Origin of the sequence: Methanolobus sp. WCC5 (assembly GCF_045690325.1) — an archaeon.
GTDB lineage: Archaea > Halobacteriota > Methanosarcinia > Methanosarcinales > Methanosarcinaceae > Methanolobus.
In genome coordinates, this window is sequence record NZ_CP146981.1 from 1,200,969 (window position 1) to 1,224,113 (window position 23,145).

General features: G+C 41.6%; 23 protein-coding genes. 20 read left to right on the forward strand and 3 right to left on the reverse strand.

Annotation, left to right across the window (positions count from 1 at the left end; all coding sequences use genetic code 11):
* Positions 1-50: 50 nt before the first annotated feature.
* The 15 genes from V7O64_RS05685 (at position 51) to V7O64_RS05755 (ending at position 12,592) form a co-directional block, all read left to right on the forward strand.
* Complete coding sequence (locus tag V7O64_RS05685; RefSeq protein ID WP_407357048.1) at positions 51-2,090, forward strand: chemotaxis protein CheA; 2,040 nt, start codon at positions 51-53, stop codon at positions 2,088-2,090.
* A 14-nt stretch (positions 2,091-2,104) separates the two neighbouring features.
* Positions 2,105-2,722 carry a chemotaxis protein CheC gene (locus V7O64_RS05690; RefSeq protein ID WP_407357049.1) on the forward strand — a complete coding sequence of 206 codons (618 nt, stop codon included), beginning with the start codon at positions 2,105-2,107 and terminating at the stop codon, positions 2,720-2,722.
* Positions 2,723-4,840, forward strand: coding sequence for a pilus assembly protein PilM (gene pilM / locus V7O64_RS05695; protein WP_407357050.1), 2,118 nt, complete (start codon positions 2,723-2,725; stop codon positions 4,838-4,840).
* A gap of 2 nt (positions 4,841-4,842) precedes the next feature.
* Positions 4,843-5,664, forward strand: a complete 822-nt coding sequence (locus V7O64_RS05700) for a CheR family methyltransferase (RefSeq protein ID WP_407357051.1) — start codon at positions 4,843-4,845, stop codon at positions 5,662-5,664.
* 55 nt (positions 5,665-5,719) lie between these two features.
* On the forward strand, positions 5,720-6,334 hold the full coding sequence (locus V7O64_RS05705) for a chemotaxis protein CheC (protein ID WP_407357052.1): 615 nt from the start codon (positions 5,720-5,722) through the stop codon (positions 6,332-6,334).
* Between the two features lie 11 nt (positions 6,335-6,345).
* On the forward strand, positions 6,346-6,963 hold the full coding sequence (locus V7O64_RS05710) for a chemotaxis protein CheC (protein ID WP_407357053.1): 618 nt from the start codon (positions 6,346-6,348) through the stop codon (positions 6,961-6,963).
* 2 nt (positions 6,964-6,965) lie between these two features.
* Positions 6,966-7,439 (forward strand): chemotaxis protein CheD, encoded by a 474-nt coding sequence (locus tag V7O64_RS05715; RefSeq protein WP_407357054.1) that lies wholly within the window; start codon positions 6,966-6,968, stop codon positions 7,437-7,439.
* A 127-nt stretch (positions 7,440-7,566) separates the two neighbouring features.
* On the forward strand, positions 7,567-8,520 hold the full coding sequence (locus V7O64_RS05720; RefSeq protein WP_407357055.1) for a DUF3795 domain-containing protein: 954 nt from the start codon (positions 7,567-7,569) through the stop codon (positions 8,518-8,520).
* Positions 8,521-8,545: 25 nt separating this feature from the next.
* Positions 8,546-9,178 (forward strand): chemotaxis protein CheC, encoded by a 633-nt coding sequence (locus tag V7O64_RS05725; protein WP_407357056.1) that lies wholly within the window; start codon positions 8,546-8,548, stop codon positions 9,176-9,178.
* 35 nt (positions 9,179-9,213) lie between these two features.
* Complete coding sequence (locus tag V7O64_RS05730; protein WP_407357057.1) at positions 9,214-9,744, forward strand: hypothetical protein; 531 nt, start codon at positions 9,214-9,216, stop codon at positions 9,742-9,744.
* Positions 9,745-9,853: 109 nt separating this feature from the next.
* Positions 9,854-10,480, forward strand: a complete 627-nt coding sequence (locus V7O64_RS05735; protein ID WP_407357058.1) for a hypothetical protein — start codon at positions 9,854-9,856, stop codon at positions 10,478-10,480.
* Between the two features lie 12 nt (positions 10,481-10,492).
* The gene (locus V7O64_RS05740) at positions 10,493-11,098 is read left to right on the forward strand and encodes a hypothetical protein (protein WP_407357059.1); all 606 of its coding nucleotides are present in this window, start codon (positions 10,493-10,495) and stop codon (positions 11,096-11,098) included.
* 23 nt (positions 11,099-11,121) lie between these two features.
* A complete protein-coding gene (locus V7O64_RS05745; protein WP_407357060.1) occupies positions 11,122-11,427 on the forward strand; it encodes a hypothetical protein in 306 nt (101 codons plus the stop codon).
* A gap of 73 nt (positions 11,428-11,500) precedes the next feature.
* The gene (purC, locus tag V7O64_RS05750) at positions 11,501-12,256 is read left to right on the forward strand and encodes a phosphoribosylaminoimidazolesuccinocarboxamide synthase (protein WP_407357061.1); all 756 of its coding nucleotides are present in this window, start codon (positions 11,501-11,503) and stop codon (positions 12,254-12,256) included.
* A 48-nt stretch (positions 12,257-12,304) separates the two neighbouring features.
* Positions 12,305-12,592 (forward strand): sugar-specific transcriptional regulator TrmB, encoded by a 288-nt coding sequence (locus tag V7O64_RS05755; RefSeq protein WP_407357062.1) that lies wholly within the window; start codon positions 12,305-12,307, stop codon positions 12,590-12,592.
* Positions 12,593-12,656: 64 nt separating this feature from the next.
* On the opposite strand, the gene V7O64_RS05760 is transcribed toward V7O64_RS05755, so the two are convergent.
* From V7O64_RS05760 to purE, 3 genes are all read right to left on the reverse strand, one after another.
* Positions 12,657-13,259 (reverse strand): indolepyruvate oxidoreductase subunit beta, encoded by a 603-nt coding sequence (locus tag V7O64_RS05760; protein WP_407357063.1) that lies wholly within the window; start codon positions 13,257-13,259, stop codon positions 12,657-12,659.
* Positions 13,256-15,085 (reverse strand): indolepyruvate ferredoxin oxidoreductase subunit alpha, encoded by a 1,830-nt coding sequence (iorA, locus tag V7O64_RS05765; RefSeq protein ID WP_407357064.1) that lies wholly within the window; start codon positions 15,083-15,085, stop codon positions 13,256-13,258. Before iorA ends, V7O64_RS05760 begins: the two co-directional genes overlap by 4 nt.
* Before the next feature lie 131 nt (positions 15,086-15,216).
* Positions 15,217-15,696: a 5-(carboxyamino)imidazole ribonucleotide mutase gene (gene purE, locus V7O64_RS05770; RefSeq protein WP_407357065.1), complete on the reverse strand. Its 480-nt coding sequence runs from the start codon at positions 15,694-15,696 to the stop codon at positions 15,217-15,219.
* Positions 15,697-15,976: 280 nt separating this feature from the next.
* On the opposite strand from purE, the gene ppcA reads away from it, so the two are divergent.
* From ppcA to V7O64_RS05795, 5 genes are read left to right on the forward strand one after another with little or no spacing between them, the layout of a single operon-like run.
* Positions 15,977-17,557 (forward strand): phosphoenolpyruvate carboxylase, encoded by a 1,581-nt coding sequence (gene ppcA / locus V7O64_RS05775; RefSeq protein WP_407357066.1) that lies wholly within the window; start codon positions 15,977-15,979, stop codon positions 17,555-17,557.
* Between the two features lie 2 nt (positions 17,558-17,559).
* Entirely contained in the window at positions 17,560-18,657 is a 1,098-nt protein-coding gene (gene carA, locus V7O64_RS05780) for a glutamine-hydrolyzing carbamoyl-phosphate synthase small subunit (protein ID WP_407357067.1), read from the forward strand.
* On the forward strand, positions 18,657-21,866 hold the full coding sequence (carB, locus tag V7O64_RS05785) for a carbamoyl-phosphate synthase large subunit (protein WP_407357068.1): 3,210 nt from the start codon (positions 18,657-18,659) through the stop codon (positions 21,864-21,866). The genes carA and carB overlap by 1 nt, the downstream gene beginning before the upstream one ends.
* Positions 21,866-22,015: a hypothetical protein gene (locus tag V7O64_RS05790; RefSeq protein WP_407357069.1), complete on the forward strand. Its 150-nt coding sequence runs from the start codon at positions 21,866-21,868 to the stop codon at positions 22,013-22,015. The genes carB and V7O64_RS05790 overlap by 1 nt, the downstream gene beginning before the upstream one ends.
* Positions 22,008-23,084, forward strand: coding sequence for a formate--phosphoribosylaminoimidazolecarboxamide ligase (locus tag V7O64_RS05795; protein ID WP_407357273.1), 1,077 nt, complete (start codon positions 22,008-22,010; stop codon positions 23,082-23,084). Before V7O64_RS05790 ends, V7O64_RS05795 begins: the two co-directional genes overlap by 8 nt.
* The last annotated feature ends 61 nt before the right edge of the window (positions 23,085-23,145 follow it).

A 23,145-nucleotide genomic window follows, 5' to 3' on the forward strand; every position in this document is an offset into this window, starting at 1 on the left:
ATGTTTTTGAGAATACAGAAGATCATAGTGATCTAAGGGTTGGTGTGACCATGGATATGTCAGAGTACAAAGAAATATTTAAAGCAGAGTCCGAAGAACATCTGCAACAACTTAATGATTCATTACTGGGGCTTGAGCAAAATCCCGGTGACCTGGAATACATTAACACAATGTTCCGTTCAGCACATACATTAAAAGGCATGTCAGCAACGATGGGATTTTCCACCATTGCAGAACTGACGCACGAGATGGAGAATCTGATGGACATGGTAAGGAAGTCACAGGTAGAAGTGAGCAATGGACTTATAGATGTACTTTTTGAATGCCTGGACACACTTGAAGCACTGGTAGAGAATGTCGATAGTGGTGCAGAAGTTGACATAAACTCACTAAGGACCAACCTTTCAAAAGCTATGGAAGGAACCCTCCCTGTAAACGAAATAACAGGTTCAATGGCTTCAAGCATCAATACCCTTGAAAATGAGATAAACAAAGGACTGCAACCTGTGCAGGACGTTACCCCCTGGCCATACATCGAACTATCAGATGCTGAAAAAAGAGCAATTGAAAATGCCAGCAATGAAGGGAGCAGGATAGTGGCATTAAAAGTAATTCTGGATGAATCCTGTGTGCTTAAATCTGCAAGATCCACACTGGTACTTATCAATATCAGCAAACTTGGAGAAATAATCAAGTGCCAGCCAAGTGAGGCAGAACTTGAGGATGAGAAATTCGATTTTGAATTTACGGTATTATTTGCCACAAAGGCGGAAGATAGTGAAATAGTAGGAGCTGTTGAGAAAATATCAGAGATCAAAGAAGTAGTTCCTACCACCATCTCACAGGAAAGACCAGCTGAACAGAAATCAACTGACAAAAAAGACACCAATGATGATGTCCAGCAGAACAATTCATCCATCAAAAGGTCAGATTCGGTCAAAAGCATACAGAGCGTCAGGGTCAATATCGAAAGGCTTGACAACCTGATGAACCTCGTAGGAGAACTCATCATTAACAAGATACGCTTGAACCAGCTTGCTTCTGATCTAAATGCCAAGGATCTGGACGAATCGCTTGCAAACCTTGACCGTCTTACAAACGAGATACAGACAGAGGTAATGGAATCAAGGATGGTCCCTATTGACCAGATATTCAGCAGATTCCCCAGAATGGTGCGAGATCTGGCAAAATCCGAGGGCAAGCAGATAAACCTCATCATCGAAGGGAAAGAGATAGAGCTTGACAGAACGGTCCTTGATGAAATTGGCGATCCGCTCGTGCATCTTCTGCGCAATGCAGTCGATCACGGAATAGAACCTGAGGAAGAACGCAGTAAACTTGGTAAACCAACTGCAGGTCTTGTCAGGCTTGCAGCCTCCAGGCTAAGGAATAGTGTACTCATTGAAGTAGAAGATGACGGAAAAGGCATGGACCCTGCCAATCTCAGAGAGATAGCTGTCAAAAAAGGCATTATGAGCAGGGAAGAAGCTGAAAAACTTTCAGAAACAGATGCTTTGAACCTTATTTTTATGCCCGGCTTTAGCGGAGCAAAAGTCATTACTGACATCTCCGGAAGAGGAGTCGGGATGGACGCTGTTAAAACAAAGATAGAAGCCCTGGGTGGAAGCGTAAAGATAAGTTCTGTGCCCGGCCAGGGAAGCATTATGAAATTGCAGCTACCGCTTACAGTTGCAATTATCCAGTCATTGATGGTAACTGTTGCAGATGAAACATACGCAATACCGCTAAGCAATGTTGTTCGCGACGTAGGTATCAAAGCCAGCGAAATAAAGACTATCGAAGGAAAAGAGGTCATACTTTTGCGAGGTGAAGTACTTCCGCTGCTTAGAATGCATGAAATACTCAACTGTGAAAATGAGCAGGAAAATAAAGAAAACCTGATTGTGGTAGTTGTTGAGAAAATGGGGTCTAACATTGGCCTTGTTGTTGATGATCTTCTCGGGCAGCAGGAAGTAATAATAAAAACACTTGATAATAAAATTCTTAAGAATATGAAAGGATTTGCTGGTGCAACCATCCTTGGAGATGGAAGTGTCGCACTCATCCTGGATATTGCTACATTGATCTAAACAGAGGGAAAAAAATGGCAGAAATGGACGAAATGGCAAAAGGAGCATTTCAGGAAGCAGGTAATATAGGGATGGGGCATCTGGCCACCTCACTTTCAAAAATGGTTAACCGTGAAGTAAAGATAGATATCCCTGTTGTTGAAATGCTTAGTCTGGACGAGATAATGGCAAGGAGCAATGAAGAAGGAAAAAATAAAAGTGTCATTGGTATCCATCTTCATATCTCTGGCGATGTTAGCGGAGGAACTCTCATACTACTCCCTAAATTTTCTGCGCTCTCTTTTTCCGACCTTCTTATGAAAAAACCCATCGGTACGACCAATAAAATAGAGGAACCCCAGATAAGAAAACTACGTGAGATGGGAGTAAACCTATGCAGTTCCTATATGCGGGTCGTGAATGAATTCCTGGGAATCAATCTCAGGATAGGGGACCCAAGTATAGAAGTAAATATGGATGGCGTAGGGGATTTCATAAAGACGGAGATAGGAGAGCTGGCAGACCAGTTCATAGTTGTAAAAGGGGAATGCCTGATACCGTCTACAAATTCCAGGAATGAATTCAACATGCTTTTTGAACCCGAGGCTACGGATATTATTATGGCGGCTATCATGAAAAAGATGATGGGATAAATGATGAATAGTGCCCATTTTGCCCTGGACATCGGAACAAGAACTGTTGTCGGCCTCATATCAGAAGGGGAACAGCTCTGTATAAAAGCTGCCTGCATACATGAACATGAAGAAAGGAGTATGCACGACGGGCAGATACACGATGTTGAAAAGGTTGCAAAAGCAGTGGATGCAGTAAAAAATGATCTGGAAAGGCAAATTGGGCAAAAGTTGTCAAAAGCATCGGTAGCCGTTGCGGGAAGAGCTTTAAAAACATCAAAGGTGAAGCTCTCAGTAGGAATACCCTATAGAGAGATTACAAAAAGGGACATTTGTGAACTTGAATTTGAGGCAGTTGCAAGAGCAGGCAATGAACTTGGAATGAAAGAAGGATTCAACTGCGTAGGATATTCGGTTGTCAGCTATGAACTTGACGGGCAGGAAATAGCTAATATACTCGGTCAGAAAGGAAGTTCGATTTCCGTAGAAGTACTGGCAACATTCCTCCCTGATGCTGTAATCAACAGCATGTTTGCAGTTCTTGACAGATGCGGACTTGAGGCCTCAAGTGTTACACTGGAGCCTATAGCTGCATTAAATGTTGCTATACCTGCCGATATGCGCAAACTCAACATTGCACTGGTGGATGTAGGTGCAGGCACATCAGACATCGCAATCACAGATAAAGGCAAAGTCACAGGATATGGAATGGTACCTGAAGCAGGCGATGAGATCACTGATTTCATCTGCGACCATTATCTTGTTGATTTTAAAAAAGGTGAAATGATAAAAAAGTCCCTGAACTGCAAAGAAAAAATTGAACTTGAAGATATCTTTGGCGTTAGGACAGAAGTCCCTGTAAGCCAGATAATTTCAGACATTGGAGATGAAGTGGGTAAACTGGCATCCCACATTGCACAGGAGATCATATCGCTTAACAACGCAGCCCCCAGAGCAGTGGTCCTTGTAGGAGGGGGGTCGCAGACTGCAGGACTCAAAGAACATCTTTCCATGCATCTCGGATTGTCCTCACAGAGAATTGGTTCCCGACTTCCGGAAATGATCGGGAGTTTTACCGATGAAACCGGAAAAGTCATCGGTGCGGACATGATCACACCTCTTGGAATTGCCAGCACTGGGATCCATAAAGAAGGTATCGGATTCATCGATGTTTCTGTTAACGGAACCGATGTTCACCTTATGGATTTCAATGGCCTGTCCGTGATGGATGTGCTTGTAGCCGCAAAAATAAAAAGATTATACCCACGCCCCGGGATGGCCCTGAGCCTGAACGTCAATTCCTCATTCTTTACCATTGAAGGAGAGATAGGAGAGCACGCAAAGATATTGCTTGACGGGAAAAAAGCAAGCCTTGGAGATCCTGTACATAAAGGCGCAGTTATAGAGTTCACGGCTCCTGTTGATGGCAGGGATGCATCTTCAAATGTAAAGGACCTGGCTAAAAAACTGGGAATACCTAACTCCATGAAGATAAACATTAATGGAAAAGATATAGAACAGGGACCATATGTCACTATAGACGGGAAAAAGGCATCTTCTGAAGATAATGTCCCTGACAGAGCCCTGATAGTTATCAGGAACCCCTGTCTGGAAGATATTCTTGAACAGGAAATGAATCCGGATAATAAGATAAGCATCATGGTGAATGACCAGATACACGACCTTAACAGAATACGATACACAGTAGAGCTGAATGGTGAAACTGTAAAGCATTGTGAGCTTGCAGAGCATCTTGTCAAAGACGGGGACATCATAAGCATAGAAAAGATCGAATGTAATTATAATCTGGGAGATGTTCTTGGAAAAACTGAAGACGGCAGACATATGGTCGTGCTGCTAAATGGTGAGGAAGTTGTATTAAACGGATCACAGCCACATATTATCCTGAACGGGAATAAAGCAAGCCTTTTTGACAGGATACGTGATGGCGATATTGTAAGATTTGAAAATGGAAAGGAAGCAGACCCCATTCTTTCAGATCTTTTCGAGTTTATGGATATTAAAAAGGAGGAACTTGTAGGCAAGAGGATGAGGCTTCTTGTCAACAGTGTTCCGGCCAGATTCACCACACCGTTAAGAGATGGGAATAATGTGACAATAGAATTTGTGGATGGATAAATATGCTTGAGACCATGCAGAAAAAAGATGCAGATTATGAGATGCTCAAAACACTCATACATAAGAACCTTGGATTTAATTGTGAACAATATAAGGATTCACATTTTAAAAGAAGGATCGATGTAAGACTACGTGCAACCAATTCCGGCACATACAGGGACTATGTTAAACTGCTTCAAAGCAATAGTAATGAGTACCCTGAACTGATGGAAGCCCTGACAGTTAATGTTACAAACTTTTTCAGAAATCCGGAAGTCTATGATGTCGTTGAAAAAGAGATATTACCGGCTTTGATCAAAGCAAAAGGCACGGGACTTAAATCCATACGTATATGGAGTGCAGGATGCTCCATCGGGGTTGAAGCATACTCCATTGCAATGTTATTACATTATCTGCTTGGCAATGATTTCAATAAGTATAATATCAAAATAACAGGTACCGACATAGATAAAGATAGTCTTCTTAAGGCACAGCAGGGCATTTACTCCGGTGCAGAAATGAAAGATGTCAGGCCTGCTTTCCTTAGCAGTTATTTTGTAAAAGAAGGGAATAATTTCATTGTTTCCGAGGAACTTAAAAAAGTTACCCAGTTTAAGAAGCAGGATCTTATATCAGGCCCGAAAATGAATGGTTTTGATGCTATTTTCTGCAGGAATGTTACCATCTATTTCCAGAAGGAATTACAGGAGCAGCTTTACATGGATTTCTACAATGCCCTTTTAAAAGATGGTTTTTTCGTGATGGGAAAAACCGAAACACTCATCGGCCCCTCAAAAGATATGTTCAGGGCTTACAATTCCAAGGAGAGGATCTACCAGAAATGATGCATGAATCTTTGTTTGAAATGGCAGAGTATACCATGTGTCCCGGGAGTTTAACATGAAATATGAAATATCCAACCTTACAGAATTCCAGATCAGTGCATTAAGGGAGGTAGTTAATATAGGCGTTGGCAATGCTGTGACCTCCCTTTCAAAAATGGTCTCAAAGGAGATCAGAATCGAAGTTCCTGGGTTAAAAGTGGAGCTAATAGAGAAAGTGCCGGAGGTTGCCGGCGGAGCTGATACTGTTGTATCGGGAGTGATCATGCATGTTACAGGTGATATTGAAGGATACATAATGATGATGTTACCTGAAGGATCTACCGAAATGATCTGCAAGATTATCAATAATTCTGAGAATATTGACATACTTGATCCTTTTAACCAGTCCCTGATAGAGGAAGTGGGTCACATCCTCGCAGGCTCATACGTTAGTTCACTATCGGATTTCCTGGGACTTAATATCAAGATATCCCCCCCGATGCATACTTTTGACATGCTTGGAGCCATAATCGACCATATATTGATAGAGATGAGCAAAAAAGCCGAATATGCACTGCTTTTTGATACATTGTTCATGATCGAAAAAAAAGAGATGGGTGGTATATTCCTTACACTGTTCGATCCTGATTCAATGGATATTATACTGGAAAAAATTGACAAAATGGTTTAAGCGGAGTGAAAATGATGAATATAGTACTTGATAAATTCTATTATGATGCCCTTAATGAAGTGGGTAACATTGGGATGGGAAATGCAACAACTGCTCTTTCACAACTGGTCAATAAATCAATAAAGGTGAGCAGTTCAGCTCTTACATTGCTTAGTGTCCGCGATATCAGCCAGAACATAAATAAAGAATGGGTAGGAGCAATTGTGAGAGTTATGGGAGATATGAACGGAGGATTCATACTCATTCTTCGGGAACAGCATTCAGAAGTGCTTGCCAATATGCTCCTTAAAGGCAATAATCCTGAGGATGACACTTATTTAAAGCGTTCCGCCTTTATAGAGGTTGCCAATATCCTTGCAGGAAGCTATTATAATGCACTTTCAAAGTTTCTTGACCTTTCGATAATACCTTCGATCCCTACAATGTCCCAGGGAAGTCATGATGAGATATTTACAAAAGCAAAACAGCACATGAACGGGAAAGTGGAACATATTTTCGGATTGACAACGCTTTTTGAAGTAACCGGAGAAGATGAATACCACAGCCTAAGTGGTGACATGTATATGTTGCTTGATTCAGCCTCATTGCAATCAATACTTGAAAGGATAGAAGAAATGCGTACGAGATAAACATGATAGTAGTGGGAATGGCTGATAGTGCTGTGGCAAGGAAGCCCACAAAACTCACAACCCTTGGACTTGGGTCGTGTGTAGGTATTTCCCTGTATGATAAGAGCACAGGAATTGGCGGAATGGTACATATAATGCTACCCAGCATAGAACAGGCAAGGTCAAAGGATAACATAGCAAAGTTTGCAGATACGGGTATCCCTCACCTTCTTGACAGCATGGTGGCTGATGGTGCGTTCAGGCATCGCATCTCAGCTAAAATTGCGGGAGGAGCCAGCATGTTCTCCTTTAATTCCAACACTCAGCTAAATATCGGCGAGAGAAATGTGACAGCCACAAAACTAACACTAAAAGAGCTGAAGATCCCTATCGTTGCAGAAGATACCGGACAGAATTACGGACGAACAATAATACTTGACACAGAAAACGGAGAACTTACGGTAAAAAGTGCGCTAAAAGGTATAAAAATATATTAATATAGATAAGAATATAATATAATACAATATAATATATGCATAGTGAATTTAAAGAATAATTAAAGGTGGCAGCAGGATGTTAACTCCGGAAATAACACTAATACACATCATTTTTGTATCCATATCAATGGCATTTGGATTGGCAGCTATATACTTCTGGGTAAAAGTATATTTTGAAACTAAAAAAGGATCTATTGCCTGGCTACTCCTTGCACTGACTTCCATATTCCTCATCACTACTGCCATATTCCCTTCCATTGCAATAAGTTCTCAAGATACAGATATCACCGAAGCCATATTACTGTTCATGGGATTCTGGGGTGCGGTCTATACCAGCATCTTTGCGTCAGCCGGCATATTGATGTTCCGGGCTTTTGAAACGATACCAAGGGAGAAGCTTGGTGATTTTCTAATAGAAGGTATGGTATTCACCAGCCCGGCGGGATCAGAGAATGACAGCAACAACATTCCTGAAGTTGACCAGATATCTACGTTACTTAACAGGTCCACTTTGATTGAATATACTCCAAAGACAAGGTATGAAGACTCTGTAATTGAAATATGCCTGCAGCTTTACGGAGAGATGATAAACACCGTTCTGGTGTCCACACAACCGCGTACAGCCATCTACAAAGAGAAGATAGGAGACCTTATGGATATCGGTGCTATGAAATTCATCGAGATCTCATCAACCAGCAAACAGGTAAGCAATGAAGACGGTGTCATCAAATTACCAAAAGATGAGCTTGATAAATTCTTCGAACTTACACACAAGCTTCCTAAAGGATGTGCAGTTATCTTTGAACCCATAAGCCAGTTGCTTCTTACAGAAGGAGAAAAGAAGACATATGAATTCATGTCAGAGATGGTGGAAAGATTTGCATCCGGGGAACTGCTCCTTGTAGGAATGATCAATAAAACGGCACATGATGAAAAAACAGTATCCAGATTTGAAGGTCTTTTCCTAAACCTGGCAGAAGAAGAAGGAACAAAGATCCGCCTGATGAAAGGTGGACATGAGGAATATATAAGATTCTATGTGGGAGAGAATTTCTATATGGAAAAGAACGCATTAGTGTAACTCTAATAATAAAGGAGTGAATCAGATGGATAAGGAACTGGACAGTTTTTCAATTGACGCTTTTAAGGAAATAGGAAGCATAGGAATGGGAAATGCAACAACCTCCCTTTCCAGGATGATAGAGAAAAGGGTTCAGTTAAATCTGTCAGATGCCAGGCTTTTTGAACCTTCTGCAATTGTTGACATGATACCGGATTCAATAACCATGACCGGTATAATGATACCTATCCATGGGGACCTTAATGGCCTTGCAATGCTGATGTTTGAATTTGGCAATGCTGTATATCTTAGCAATCTGCTGTTGCAGGGAATTGAACATGAGGATGATCCTGATATATACGAATCAGCACTTCTTGAAACAGGGAATATAATCGCAGGTTCATACCTGAGTTCACTATCGTCTTTCCTGAATCTGAGTATCATGCATTCTGTGCCTGATATCAGCATAGGACCTATTGCAGATATCCTTGACAGGGGACTTTCTATGATGCACACGGAATCCGGGAATATTCTGAATATTGAAACTATGTTCATGGTGTATTCTTCAGGGAAAGATGCAGGAGCAGGAACAATATATGGTGATATGTTCCTCCTGCTTGATCCTGTATCGCTTGAAAGACTACAGAGTTCTATCAGGGACTTATTAGGAGATTCCTGATCTTATGCATAATTGGTTTTAAACGGTCGAAATCTATGAAAAATATCTGGACTCAGCATCTTAAGCGCCCATGCAAAGGGAAAATCAGCAAGAGAACTACATTCACCCAGATGTTGCATTCACTTGCAAGAACAGATATGAATGAATACAGCCATGATACAACAACATTGGTCCTTTCGGAGAACGGAAATTCAGGTAGTTTCTCAGGTGTAATCGAAAAGAAACATGATGTTTTTGCGATAGATCATGACATCAAAATAACACACCGAAAACAAGAGGACAATACTTCACCATTAGAAGAGACCGAGCTAATTGTGTGGGAAGCAAAAAGCCAGAAAGCACATGAACTTTGTTTGGAATCCTTAAGCAAGGATTATGTAAGACTCTTCATGGCAAAAGACGGAAAACTTTCTCTCAGGTATGATGTTGCAGGAGAGGGGCCTTTTGAAATAAATGTCAGATCCCGGGATGAAGCCGCAAAGATAATCGATGAAGATAACATGACCACTGAGCAACTATATCCTGATAATCCGGAGCTTAAATGGATTAAAATAACACAAATTTAATATAATTTTATGAATTCAATAGTAAAGGATAAAAACTATAAAGACAATTAATATATAAATATTGTATACTAACTAATCGGACCCGAGATGATAAAGGAGACCTGTAATCATGATGGACATTGCAATATATTCGCTTGTTGACGATATGGTCAGCAAGGCCGGTACTGAAGGTGTGGTAGAATACTGGCTTCGTGTAGGTGAAAGTTATGCCGAGAGAATGGGCAAGGAAGCATATGTGGGATGGCCGGCCTTTAATGTGGCAATGAAGGATGGAAGGACATCCCTGACCGTGGAGGGAGATGTCAATGTCCAGACTGACCTTGCTATTACTGATAAGGACGGGGATGTTATAGGATATGTCTATGCTCTGAAAGTATGTCCTATGGCACCTACAATGGGGAGGTATATTTCCAGGATAGGACCAATACCCGATTCAGACACCGATGTTGCGGATAGCTATAACAGCCGTATCAGGGATTCTGCGGTTTCAAATTACTGTATAACCCACCAGAAGTTCAGGGAAGTTGCAGCGAACAATATAACAGTTGCAAAACAGGCGCTTGAATGCCTGCAACTGGCGAACAAAGGCATGACCGGTGAAGTGAAGATGGTGCCTGAGAACCTTGCCAGGATAAATGTTGATGAGAGACATATTAAAAGTATACTGCGTAACGCCTCCTGTGTATTTGCCCTCATTGTCAAGGGTAAGAGTGCAGGAGAGGAAATTATCGATTAATGGTGATCACACATGGCCGAGAACATTGAATCAAATCCTTTTGTTGATGTGTCAGTTTACCTCTTTTTTGAGGATATCTCTGATAAACAAGGAGTTGAAGGTTTTACGAACTATATGGTAGGTCAGGCTGAATCCCTTGCAAAATCAGTACCTGAAGAAGAATATCAGACATGGGAGGATTTCGCTAATGCAGTTGTGAACGGGGAATCAGTACTTTCGTCTTTTGAGAATATAGGGCAGATCAGCAAGTATGGATTTGTTACCAAGGTATGTCCTTTTTCAAAAGCTATCCGTGAATACATTAAAAGGATAGGAAACTTCAATCCTGTCCACATGGAAGCAACAGACCATTTCAATCACACGATACAGCCTTCTGCTGCACACAGTGCATGTATGATGCACCAGACATACCGTAAGGAAGTAGCAAAGAGGATAAAGATAGGAGGAAAACCCCTGCAGTATGCCCAGATTGCTGCAAAGGCCTATACAGGAAAGATTGCACTGCCACCGGAATCATGGAAGAAGGTATTACTGGAGAAAGCAGGCATCACTGAGACCCAGGGATTCATGGAGATGAGAGAGAACAGTTGTCTGTATCTGCTCTATGTGGAAGACTGACCATCATTTCCCATGGACCCAGCTTGGGAAAATGGCAAATAAAGGCATGCATAAGTCCCTTCCTTATCGGTAAATTCCATTCTTTTTTTTTCCTGATGATGATGCTTTTCCTTAAAGCACGACCTGGCTATATCCTTTTCCAGACTTATGCCGATGACAAGGATACCTGCGAAAATAATGCTCATCCCATAGCTTTGAGGACATTTTTATCACATAATTCAACTACCCTTCCTACTGAAAAATGCATCTGCATTATTGAATTAACAATAAAGAGCCTATCAAATAAGAAAGAAGGGAGCCTATCAAATAAGAAAGAAGATATGAATTGATCAAATGGTATCTAATTCATGTATATTAAAAGATATGACAAGTTATTTAAACTATGAATGCAATTGTCCCTCTATGCAGGAAAAGAATCTGACATACATAGCATCAGGAAAGGCAAAGGACATCTATGAGAACTCAAAGGAAACTCTTCTTTTTGATTTCACAGACAGGATAACTGCTTTTGATGGCAAAAAAAAGGCAGAATACATTGAAAAAGGCGAAATAACATGCAAATTAGCAGAACACTGGTTCAGGATCTTAGAAAAAGAGGGTATACCCACACATTATATTGAATGCCCGACATCAACAAGCATGATTGTCAAACGACTGGAAATCGTACCTGTTGAGGTGATCTGGAGGAACTATGCAGCTGGTTCTCTCTTACGCCGCTACGATGCAGGAGAAATCAACCTCCCTGAAGGAGTTGAACCAAAAGAAGGTTCATTAATACCTGGTGGAATGATCGAGTTTACCACCAAGTTTGAAGAAGTGGACAGACCTGTGACAATAGACGAGATATTGTCGAAAGGGTGGATGAACGAAAAAGAGATTGAATATGTAACTGACCTGACTAAGAAAATAAATAATATATTGAGTCAGGAACTGGCTAAAAATGATATCGTTTTAGCAGATTTCAAAGTAGAATACGGAAGAACTCCTGAAGGGGAGATAATCCTTGCTGATGAAGTTGGCACTCCTGATGGATGTCGTTTCTGGAAAAAGGATGATTTTGAAAAAGGGATTATCACGAGTCTTGACAAAGATGTATTCAGAAAAGATATCGGTGATCTGAGCCTTGCTTACAGGGAATTATTCAACAAAATACAGTAAAATAATATATAGAATTTTGTATGCAAACTTACATTTGAGGAAAAGGCAATGGAGAAGCTGGATGAGAAATCTATGGATGAACTACTCATATGGGTCATAAGTGTCGACCGCCGTCTGGTACTCATGGAATCTATGAAGAAACACAATATCATCAAAGCCTCAGATATTGCCCATGAAAACAATAGGTCGACACAGAACATTAGCCGTGCTTTGAAGGAATTTGAGGAAAAGGATTTGATTAGCTGCCTCACTCCCGAAAAAACAACATGGAAAAAATATGTTCTGACAAGTACCGGTAAAGAAATACTGAAGAGACTGGAAGAGAAATATCTTTGATATATCCAGGCTCTCCAGAAAACCTTTTTTCTATTTTACATATAATGTGCAGCCTTTTTTTCTTTTAAGGACATCCCTGTGTTGCCGCCCTTCCCAGCTCAAATGCCCTGACATTGATATCTGTGGTCTTTGGAGGCACAAGTTCCCTGACGCATTCCAGCATTATATCAGCAGATAACGGCAGGTAATTGGAGACCGCACCGACCATGACAACATTCATTGCCTGTATGTTGCCTGCCTCCTTTGCAAGACCTGTGGCATTGAAGGCTTTTACTTCATGGCCACGACCAAGGTTCTCAATGATAGCATTGACATCAGGATAGCTGCAAAGGCCAGATGTAACAGTTACAGGGAGTATCGGGTCAGTGTTGACTATGACTATACCGTCATCGGAAAGATACTCAAGATATCTCAATGCCTCACTTGGCTCAAGGGCAAGCAGAACATCAGCACCTTTACGTGGGATCATGGAACCAAATTCACATCCAAGTCTTACGTGGTTAACAACTGAACCGCCGCGCTGTGCCATACCATGAGTCTCTGCTGCACGCACCGGCATATTCTCCTTTACAGCCGTCCTGCCGATGATGTCGGATGCAAGGATGGTACCCTGCCCGCCGACACCGGCTATGACAAGGTCGAATCGGGATACTCCTGAACTATTCATATGTTCACCTCCGAGATGGCATCGAACTTGCAAAGGCGGGCGCACACACTGCAGCCTGTGCACATTGCATTGATAGATGCCTTTTTGGACTTTGTGTCAAATTCGATCGCCGGACAGCCAAGGTTCACGCATATCCTGCATCCGGTGCAGGCCTCAGGATCGATTATGAATGGTCTTCTGCGAATACCGGAACGCTTTGCATCAATAACACATAGCTGCTCTGTTATTACAACCGATGTTCCCTTGTAGCTCTTTGCCCTTTTGAAGACCTCTTCTGTCCTTTCAAGATCATATGGGTCAACAGTTTCAACAAACTCAGCACCCAGACCCCTGCACAGATCCTCCAGGCAAACTTCCACGGTCTCCTCACCTGTTGCCATTTTCCCCATTCCGGGGTTGGGCTGATGCCCGGTCATTGCAGTGGTACGGTTGTCCACGATGGTCACTGTTATGTCTGCCTTATTATAGATAGCATTGAGCAGGCCGTTCATGCCTGTGTGGAAGAATGTGGAATCACCTATGGAGCAGCATATAGGCCTTTTCTCTCCTGCCTGGTAGATCCCGCTTGCAACAGTTATACTTCCACCCATGCAGAGCGTAGTGTCAACGGTACCGCTCTGGATACCCAGGGTGTAACAGCCAATATCACTTGGGAAGATGGCGTTCTTCCCATAAACCTTTTTCATGACATGGAAGGTAGCCCTGTGGGAGCACCCCGGACACATGACAGGAGGACGCATCGGAAGCTCCAGCCTGCAGGCATTGTAGTCGAAATCCTCAGTGACCTCAGAAGGTACGACCGGTCTTTCAAGACCCAGGACCTCTGCAAGAACATCTGCACAGATATCTGTGTTAAGTTCGAATATCCTTGGCACCGGACCCTGCATCTTACCAATTATCTCAACAGCACAACCCAGTTCCTGTGCTATTAGCCGGACCTGTTCTTCTACAACAGGCTCCATTTCCTCAAAAATGATCAGACGCTCACAGTTCTCCATGATGGTGCGTATCTTGTTTACGGGAACAGGATAGGTGCCTATTTTGAGGAACGATGCATTGACATCCTGCCTGATAACAGCTTCCCTGGCATATACCGAGGCAATTCCTGATGCAATGACACCGACCTTTGCACCTTCTTTTATCTCCAGTTCGTTCCAGGGGGAGTTCTCAAGTTCCTCGAGGATATCCTGCTGGATCCCAAGCAGATGAACGTGCCGGACCCTGGCATTTTTGGGGATCATGACCCATCTTTCAAGGTCTTTCTGAAAGTCTGCAACGGGCATCTCCGGGGTAACCGGTCCAAGTTCCACGTCTGATTTGCCATGGGATATGCGCGTAGTGGGCCTGAAGATCACAGGCATCTGCAGCTTGTTGGATATTCCAAACGCATAGGGTAGCATGTCCTTTGCTTCCTGGGGGGTACAGGGATCCAGACATGGGATGAGTGAGAACTGTGAGTAACGGCGGGTGTCCTGCTCGTTCTGGGAGGAATGACAGGACGGGTCGTCTGCAACGATTATCACCATGCTGCCTTTGACACCGGTATATGCAAGGGTCATGAGAGGGTCAGCTGCAACATTAAGACCCACGTGTTTCATAGTGACAACCGAGCGCACACCGGCCATTGCCGCACCGGCTGCAACCTCAAGGGCAACCTTCTCATTGACCGACCATTCTACGTAAAAATCCCTTTCTTTCATCGATGCCAGTGTACCGATTATCTCAGATGACGGAGTCCCCGGATAACCGGATATGACCTGACCGCCACCTTCAACGATACCGCGTGCTATTGCAACGTTTCCCAGCATATACTCGCGTGTGCTCATGATAATCTCCTGTCAGCCTGTAATCTGATTAGTATATTTATTAAGATATATGATTGAACTTGCTTTAAAAGTTCAATCATCGTTAAGAGCATAAAAATGCTAACTCTTTAACTCACAAAGTAGTGTACTGATCACGCAAATAGGTTTAGTGCATCATTTTCCACTTTATCTGCAAGTTCCTTCCTGTAATCTGCTAATTTTGCTTCAAGTTCCTTATTATAAGTTGAAAGTATCTGGGTAGCAAGAATTCCAGCATTCTCACCCCGTCCAATTCCCACGCATGCAACCGGAATGCCTGGTGGCATCTGTACAATCGAGAGCAAGGAATCATTTCCGTCAAGTTCGGCATTCACAGGTACTCCTATTACAGGTTTTGTTGTGTGGGCTGCTACAACACCAGGAAGATGCGCAGCAAGTCCGGCAACTGCTATGAAGACCTTAACATCTTTCTTATGAGCTTCTTCAATGATCTCAATTACCCTGCCAGGAGTTCTGTGTGCTGATGCTACTGTAATTTCATATTCGATACCGAATTTGTCGAAAATATCGATTGTTTTTTTTGCTACATCCTTATCTGATTTGCTTCCGAGTATTACTATTACATCAGTCATAAGTTCACCTTCTTTATACAATGATATGAAAGTATATGCAGATATATGATAAAATATTTAAATCTATGGGTGTGTACTGTGGTTACTTTTTTTGTAGAAGAGAACATAAAGAATAACTTCAGGTCAATATTTTAGAAAATATGACCATCAATAAGAATTAACAAATCTAACCTGAATGCGCAATCCCTGTTTCTAATTAAATGACTTAATCATAACCTCATATGTTGCAATAAATTTAAATAACTTGTCATAATTAGTCATATCAAGGCGTGATTCATATATGACAACAAAAATAAGATTTCCAAAAGTGATGTGTACGCAGCATCCCGATTCTGTCTCGAAATATATCTCTACACAGGAAGAGATAGTCGAAGCTATCGAAGCTATTACCAGATACGGATGCGATGAATACATGCCTGACTATGAGGGGAAGACCACCCCATACCATCAGAATGTGCAAATAGTATCAAAAATTATAGAAGAAACAGGACTTATTCCCGGAAAAGATGTCTTCATCACTCCACGAGCACCAAGTGCAGTTCACGAAAACAGATTCAGACAACTAATGGTTATGATGTCTGTTGCTGAAGCAAACTACAATGCCTATGAATATTCGGATTTCCAGGCAATCTCTGAATTGGTACATCCCATGACAAGTACCATTAAGGAGGTCATAGAGGCACAACAACATATGACAGACATAAGTGAGCTGGCCAAAAAAGAGTTCAATTTTAAAATGGAGCCACCACGGATAATACCATTGATCGAAGATGTACCTGGTTTGCTGAATGCAAAAGAGATCATTTCCAATACGATCCTTGAAAGCCGGAAACAGTTAAATGATAAGGTCGAAAGATACAGGATATTTATTGGAAAATCCGATTCTGCTCTGACATTTGGTCATGTTGCCAGTACACTCTCGTGCAAATATGCAATAAGCAGCCTGCATGAATTAGAACCAGAGATCGATACAGAAATAGGGATCATATTCGGAGGCGGTGCCCTTCCTTTCAGAGGGCATGTAACACTTGAGAATGCTGATAACTTTTTTGAAGAATACCGTGGTATAGACACTCTGACACTTCAGTCAGGATTAAGATACGACCATGAGGAAGGAAAAGCAGAGAAATTAGTGAAATATGCCAAAAACAAATTATCAAAGTCTCCGGATATATTCACTGATGAGGAAAAAGAAGAGCTGATAAATATTATAGCGATATTTGGCTCCCGATACAACAGAGCACTAAAAAGTATATCTCCAACAATAAACATTATATCGGATTTCCTGCCTCAGCAACGTGATCGACTGACACGTGGAGGAAAAACAGGATACTCAAGAGATGCACCCAATATTACGCAGATATCCGGGTTTTGCCGCAGTGATATTAAAAAAGAACTCGAAACCAGCATGCCTGAAATAAACCTTGATCTGCCAAGGGCAATAAAGTTTACAGGTGCATTTTATTCGATAGGCCTGCCTCCTGAAATAATCGGAACAGGTTCTGCCATAGCAGATGTAAGAGAAAAACTGGGTGAAGATGCTTGTGAACGATTACTTACAAAGTATTTCCCATCCCTGCAGTCTGACCTGAGATTTGCTTTTGATTATTTAGACATGAGTGCAGCATCGAAATTCCTGTCAGATGAGTTCATGGAATGTGTCTTACAGGATGTCAATGTTCTTAGAGACATATTTGATCTGGAAAACAAATGCAACCCTTCCTATAAAATTCTGCTTGAGATGGTTCCAAGGGGAATGTTATTGGAAAACAATAGTTGCATTGATACTGATCAGGAATTACTGCAGCTAACACAGTCAACACTTTTTAAAATGGGAAAAATTCGAAAATCACTGGGATGATCATGAAAAAAGCAATATTAGTACTCCAAGACGGTACTACAATATCCGGAAAAGGTTTCGGAGCAGTGGGTGAGACATACGGAGAACTGGTGTTCAATACAGCTATGACCGGATATGTAGAGTCACTTACCGATCCCTCATATGCCGGACAGATACTGATGTCAACATATCCATTGGTTGGAAATTACGGAGTGTGTAGTGAAGACTATGAGTCAGACAGCATAAAAGCAAATGGTTTTGTAGTGAAAGAGATTTGCAAGACCCCCAGCAACTGGAGGTCGCAGATGGAACTTGACACTTTTATGAAAATCAATGGCATCCCCGGAATAGAAGGAGTGGATACCAGAAAATTGACTAAAAAAATACGAGAACAGGGTACAATGAAAAGCAGGATAGTAGTATTTGAGGATGAGTGTCCTGAAATTCCTGCATTAATACAAAAAACGATCTCGCAACCCGGAATTTCAGAGTGCAATATAGTAGACCGGGTGTCTACTAAGAAATACAAACAACTTTCTGGAGGATGCGGACCTGATATAATAGTTATTGACTGTGGGATAAAGAATAGCATAATCGAGCAACTGAGACAGAGAAATGCAGATGTGACACTTGTTCCTTATGATTCTACTTCCAATGATATACTAAATGCAGGTCCGGATGCTGTTTTAATTTCAAATGGCCCGGGAGATCCTTCAGTATTGGAGCATACTATAGCTACTGTGAAAGAATTAGCAGGTAAGGTGCCATTGTTCGGTATATGTCTTGGGCATCAAATAATTTCTCTTGCAATGGGTGCAAAGACATACAAATTAAAGTTTGGACATCGTGGTGCTAATCACCCGGTGATAGACTGTAAAACCGGTCGGGTATTCATCACATCCCAAAACCATGGATTTGCAGTGGACAGAGCTTCTCTTGAAGGGACAGGACTTGAAATCACAATGTTAAATCCTAATGACTGGACAGTAGAGGGAATCATGCACAAGGACCTCAATATCCATTCAGTTCAATTTCATCCCGAAGCCGGGCCTGGTCCGCATGATACCCATGACTTCTTCGACAATATGATGACAATAATTAACAGGAGTGTTAGCAGGTAATGCCAAAGAGAAATGATTTGAAAAAAATAATGATCATCGGTGCTGGTCCTATTGTGATAGGCCAGGCTTGTGAGTTCGATTATTCAGGAAGCCAGGCATGCAAGGCCCTCAAAGAAGAAGGCTATCAAGTGATCCTGGTAAATTCCAATCCTGCAACAATCATGACAGATCCTGATCTTTCAGACCGTACTTATATTGAACCACTAACTGTTGAGATACTTGAAAAGATTATCGAAAAAGAAAAACCCTGTGCAATACTGCCGACTCTTGGTGGACAGACAGCTTTGAACCTTGTATCTGAACTCGCAGAAGCCGGTATACTTGAAAGGTATGGTGTTGAACTTATAGGAGCAAATCTCGAAGCAATTAAAAAAGCAGAGGACAGACTGAAGTTCAAGGAGGCATTGCAAAAAATAGGAGTCCCGGTTCCAAGAAGCGCTATTGCTTCAAGTGTAGAAAATGCAATTTCAATCTCAGAAGAACTTGGTTATCCTCTGGTCATCAGGCCTGCATATACTTTAGGAGGAGCAGGCGGTGGGATCGCGCACGATCTGAAAGAGTTAAAAAGCATTGCAGAACTGGGGATAAAGTACAGCAGGATCAATCAGATCCTTATTGAGGAATACCTTTTGGGCTGGAAGGAATATGAACTGGAAGTCATGCGGGATGTTGATGATAATGTTGTCATAATATGCAGCATTGAGAACATGGACCCAATGGGAGTACATACTGGTGATAGCATAACTGTGGCACCGGTCCAGACTCTTTCAGACCGTGAGTATCAGTCATTGCGGGATGCCTCATTGAAGATAATAAGAGAGATCGGTGTAGATACAGGCGGTTCAAATATCCAGTTTGCAGTGAATCCGGATGACGGGAGGTTTGTTGCTATTGAAATGAATCCAAGGGTATCGCGTTCTTCTGCTCTGGCATCGAAAGCTACCGGATTTCCAATTGCAAAGATAGCTGCAAAACTAGCCGTAGGGATGACACTGCCCGAAATACCAAATGATATTACCAGAGAGACTCCAGCGTCATTTGAACCCACAATTGACTATGTAGTTGTGAAGATCCCTAAATTTGCCTTCGAAAAGTTCCCGGGTTCAGATGAGATATTGACAACTCAGATGAAATCCGTGGGCGAAGTAATGGCAATTGGAAGAACATTTGAAGAGGCCCTGCAAAAGGCTGTCAGGTCTCTTGAAATCGATACATACGGATTATTTGTTGATAAGTTTGAAAAACTCTCACTGGAAGAAATCAGTAAATATCTGTCTGCCCCTAACAGCGAGCGTATTTTCTGTATTGCATCTGCTTTAAAGAAGGGTATGAACATAAGCCAGATAACAAAATTCACAGGAATAGATCCCTGGTTCATACATAAGATCAATAATATTGTCGAAATGGAAGAAAAGATATCTTCATATACCAGATACGATCTGCCTGCACAACTTTTGAAAGATGCTAAAGTAATGGGTTTTTCTGACATACGCATAGGACAACTGATAAAATCTAATGAGAAGGATATAAGGAAATTAAGGCATGAATCCGGATTGTTCCCTTCGTATAAAATGGTGGACACATGTGCTGCGGAATTTGATGCCAAGACACCTTATATGTATTCTACATATGAAGACTGTGATGATAGTGAACCAACCTTGAATAAATCCAAAGTTGCGATCATCGGAAGCGGACCAAATCGCATCGGGCAGGGAATAGAGTTTGATTACTGTTGCGTGCACGCCTGTTATGCTTTGCGTGAACTTGGTATTGAAACTATAATGATAAACTGCAATCCGGAAACAGTCAGTACTGATTATGATACTTCTGATCGTCTCTATTTTGAACCTCTTGCACTTGAAGATATCCTCAATGTACTGGAAAAGGAGAAAGTTGAGGGTGTGATCGTCCAGTTAGGAGGTCAAACACCTTTGAACCTTGCAAAAGGCCTTGAAGAAAACGGAATTCACATTATGGGTACGTCACTAAATAGTATCGATATAACAGAGGACAGAGAAAAGTTTGGGTTAATAACAGGTAAGCTGAATATACCAACCCCTGCACATGAAATGGCATCTTCTATTGACAGGGCGATGTGGTGTGCTGAAAAAATAGGTTATCCGGTCATTATACGTCCATCATACGTATTGGGTGGGCAGCGCATGGAGATTATAAGAGATGATGAACATTTCATTAGATCTCTTGAAAAATATTTTAACACTTCTCACAGAGGACAGATACTCATAGATAAATATCTTGAAAATACAATCGAAGTAGATGTAGATGCTGTTTGTGACGGAAAGGATGTGTATATTGCCGGAATACTGGAACATATTGAAGAGGCAGGCATACATTCAGGAGATTCGGCATGCGTCATGCCTCCACAATCCCTGTCTGATGAAGTAATCGAAAAGATCAGGCAGTATACTCGTAATCTGTCACTTGAATTAAACGTCATCGGACTTATTAATATACAATACGCTGTCTGCAATGAGGAGGTGTACATCCTTGAAGCGAACCCAAGAGCCAGTCGTACAGTTCCTTTTGTAAGTAAAGTAAGAGGATTAGCCATTGCAAAGATAGCCACCAAGGTGATGGCCGGGATTAAACTCAAAGACTTAGGGATCACTGAAAAAGAAATAGCCCATGTAGCTGTGAAAGAATCCGTATTTCCTTTCATAAAGCTCAAAGGTTCAGATAGTCTTCTTGGACCGGAAATGAAAAGCACGGGGGAAGTAATGGGAGTTGATAGCTCCTTTGAGATAGCATATTATAAAGCACAGTTGGCAGCAAATACCTGGCTTCCAACAGAAGGAACCATATTTGTTTCAGTAAAAGATGATGAGATAGCAAATATTGTTCCGGAGATAGAAGAGCTACAGAAACTTCAGTTTAAAATAAAAACAGATGCCCGGGTTAAATGTATGCTGGAAGGATATGGTATATACAGTGATAACATTTTCAAAAATGATAATGATAATTTACACATGATGTTCAAGGAGATGTCTTCAGATGTTGACATGATAATCAATACGAATAACGATAAAAATGCAAAATCTGATGATACAATGATCCGCCTGGTTGCAATTGATTTCAATATTCCATACATTACAACGATATCCGGATTTAAAGCAACTGTGAGGTCAATGATCGAAGCAAAAAAACAAGTTCTTGGTGTAAAAGCACTGCAAGAATTGGAGGTCAGATAATGCAAATACAAAAATCGAGACAAAAACCAAAAACATGCAAAAAAGCCTGTGTTTCTGGTGCTGCAGCTATTGCAGGCAATGTCACCATTGAAGATAAATGGTTCATAGCTCCAAATATTGTAATTAGAAAGAGGGGACATGATGAATGAAACTATGAACAATGGTATTCAGAGAATGCTTGATGAATATGATACAGAAGATCTGACAATTGTTACTGTATGCTCCCATACAAGCCTGCAGATATTCCATGGAGCAAAAAAAGAAGGATTGAAGACACTTGGTATCTGCATAGGAGAACCACCACGATTCTATGATGCGTTTCCCCTTGCAAAACCAGACAGTTTTATGTCAGTCAGTTCTTACAAAGAGATCCTAGAGCGAACAGATGAACTGGCACAGAAAAACGCAATCATAATCCCTCATGGATCCTTTGTGGAATATCTGGGTGCATCAGACTTTGCAAACATTAGGCTACCAACCTTTGGTAATCGCAAAGTACTTGAATGGGAATCAGACAGGAGGATGGAACGTAAATGGCTTGAAGAAGCAGGTGTGCCGATGCCACGTAAAATAAAAGGACCCGAATACATAAGTGGGCCCGTGATGGTAAAATATCACGGAGCAAAAGGTGGAAAGGGTTTTTTCATTGCTAAAAATATCTCTGATTTCAATGAAAGGATCGACTCTAAACAAGTGCATGATCTGCAGGAATTTGTCCTTGGTACCAGATACTATTTGCACTACTTCTATTCCCCGCTGTCCACTGATGGTTACATGTTGAGTCAGGGAGCACTTGAACTGACTGGAATCGACAGGCGTGTAGAATCAAATGCCGATGAGATCTTTAGATTAGGATCTCCAACAGAATTAGAGAAAGCAGGAATTCAACCTACTTTTGTGGTTACAGGAAACGTTCCTCTTGTGTTAAGAGAATCACTGCTCCCGAAAGTGTTTGAAATGGGAGAGAAGGTTGTGGAAAAATCCATAGAACTCTTTGGAGGACTTATAGGATCATTCTGTCTCGAAACAGTTCTCACCGATAAACTGGAGTTCAGGGTTTTTGAAATCTCTGCCAGAATAGTTGCCGGTACAAATCCATACATCAATGGTTCACCATATTCTGATTTCATCCAGCCGGAAATGTCAACAGGGCGCAGGATAGCAATTGAGATTAAAAAAGCACGGGATATGGGATGTCTTGACAGGGTGCTGACATGAACAACTGCTTGCTTTGATCACCAAGGAAAACATGAAATGTAAATCCATAATTTCAAATCAT

What these genes read in the sequence shown, in the direction of transcription:
- V7O64_RS05685 (WP_407357048.1), top strand. Translation starts at nt 51, where the DNA reads ATGGATATGTCAGAGTACAAAGAAATATTTAAAGCAGAGTCCGAAGAA.
- V7O64_RS05690 (WP_407357049.1), top strand. Translation starts at nt 2,105, where the DNA reads ATGGCAGAAATGGACGAAATGGCAAAAGGAGCATTTCAGGAAGCAGGT.
- pilM (WP_407357050.1), top strand. Translation starts at nt 2,723, where the DNA reads ATGATGAATAGTGCCCATTTTGCCCTGGACATCGGAACAAGAACTGTT.
- V7O64_RS05700 (WP_407357051.1), top strand. Translation starts at nt 4,843, where the DNA reads ATGCTTGAGACCATGCAGAAAAAAGATGCAGATTATGAGATGCTCAAA.
- V7O64_RS05705 (WP_407357052.1), top strand. Translation starts at nt 5,720, where the DNA reads ATGAAATATGAAATATCCAACCTTACAGAATTCCAGATCAGTGCATTA.
- V7O64_RS05710 (WP_407357053.1), top strand. Translation starts at nt 6,346, where the DNA reads ATGATGAATATAGTACTTGATAAATTCTATTATGATGCCCTTAATGAA.
- V7O64_RS05715 (WP_407357054.1), top strand. Translation starts at nt 6,966, where the DNA reads ATGATAGTAGTGGGAATGGCTGATAGTGCTGTGGCAAGGAAGCCCACA.
- V7O64_RS05720 (WP_407357055.1), top strand. Translation starts at nt 7,567, where the DNA reads ATGGCATTTGGATTGGCAGCTATATACTTCTGGGTAAAAGTATATTTT.
- V7O64_RS05725 (WP_407357056.1), top strand. Translation starts at nt 8,546, where the DNA reads ATGGATAAGGAACTGGACAGTTTTTCAATTGACGCTTTTAAGGAAATA.
- V7O64_RS05730 (WP_407357057.1), top strand. Translation starts at nt 9,214, where the DNA reads ATGAAAAATATCTGGACTCAGCATCTTAAGCGCCCATGCAAAGGGAAA.
- V7O64_RS05735 (WP_407357058.1), top strand. Translation starts at nt 9,854, where the DNA reads ATGATGGACATTGCAATATATTCGCTTGTTGACGATATGGTCAGCAAG.
- V7O64_RS05740 (WP_407357059.1), top strand. Translation starts at nt 10,493, where the DNA reads ATGGCCGAGAACATTGAATCAAATCCTTTTGTTGATGTGTCAGTTTAC.
- purC (WP_407357061.1), top strand. Translation starts at nt 11,501, where the DNA reads ATGCAGGAAAAGAATCTGACATACATAGCATCAGGAAAGGCAAAGGAC.
- V7O64_RS05755 (WP_407357062.1), top strand. Translation starts at nt 12,305, where the DNA reads ATGGAGAAGCTGGATGAGAAATCTATGGATGAACTACTCATATGGGTC.
- V7O64_RS05760 (WP_407357063.1), bottom strand. Translation starts at nt 13,259, where the DNA reads ATGAATAGTTCAGGAGTATCCCGATTCGACCTTGTCATAGCCGGTGTC.
- iorA (WP_407357064.1), bottom strand. Translation starts at nt 15,085, where the DNA reads ATGAGCACACGCGAGTATATGCTGGGAAACGTTGCAATAGCACGCGGT.
- purE (WP_407357065.1), bottom strand. Translation starts at nt 15,696, where the DNA reads ATGACTGATGTAATAGTAATACTCGGAAGCAAATCAGATAAGGATGTA.
- ppcA (WP_407357066.1), top strand. Translation starts at nt 15,977, where the DNA reads ATGACAACAAAAATAAGATTTCCAAAAGTGATGTGTACGCAGCATCCC.
- carA (WP_407357067.1), top strand. Translation starts at nt 17,560, where the DNA reads ATGAAAAAAGCAATATTAGTACTCCAAGACGGTACTACAATATCCGGA.
- carB (WP_407357068.1), top strand. Translation starts at nt 18,657, where the DNA reads ATGCCAAAGAGAAATGATTTGAAAAAAATAATGATCATCGGTGCTGGT.
- V7O64_RS05790 (WP_407357069.1), top strand. Translation starts at nt 21,866, where the DNA reads ATGCAAATACAAAAATCGAGACAAAAACCAAAAACATGCAAAAAAGCC.
- V7O64_RS05795 (WP_407357273.1), top strand. Translation starts at nt 22,008, where the DNA reads ATGAATGAAACTATGAACAATGGTATTCAGAGAATGCTTGATGAATAT.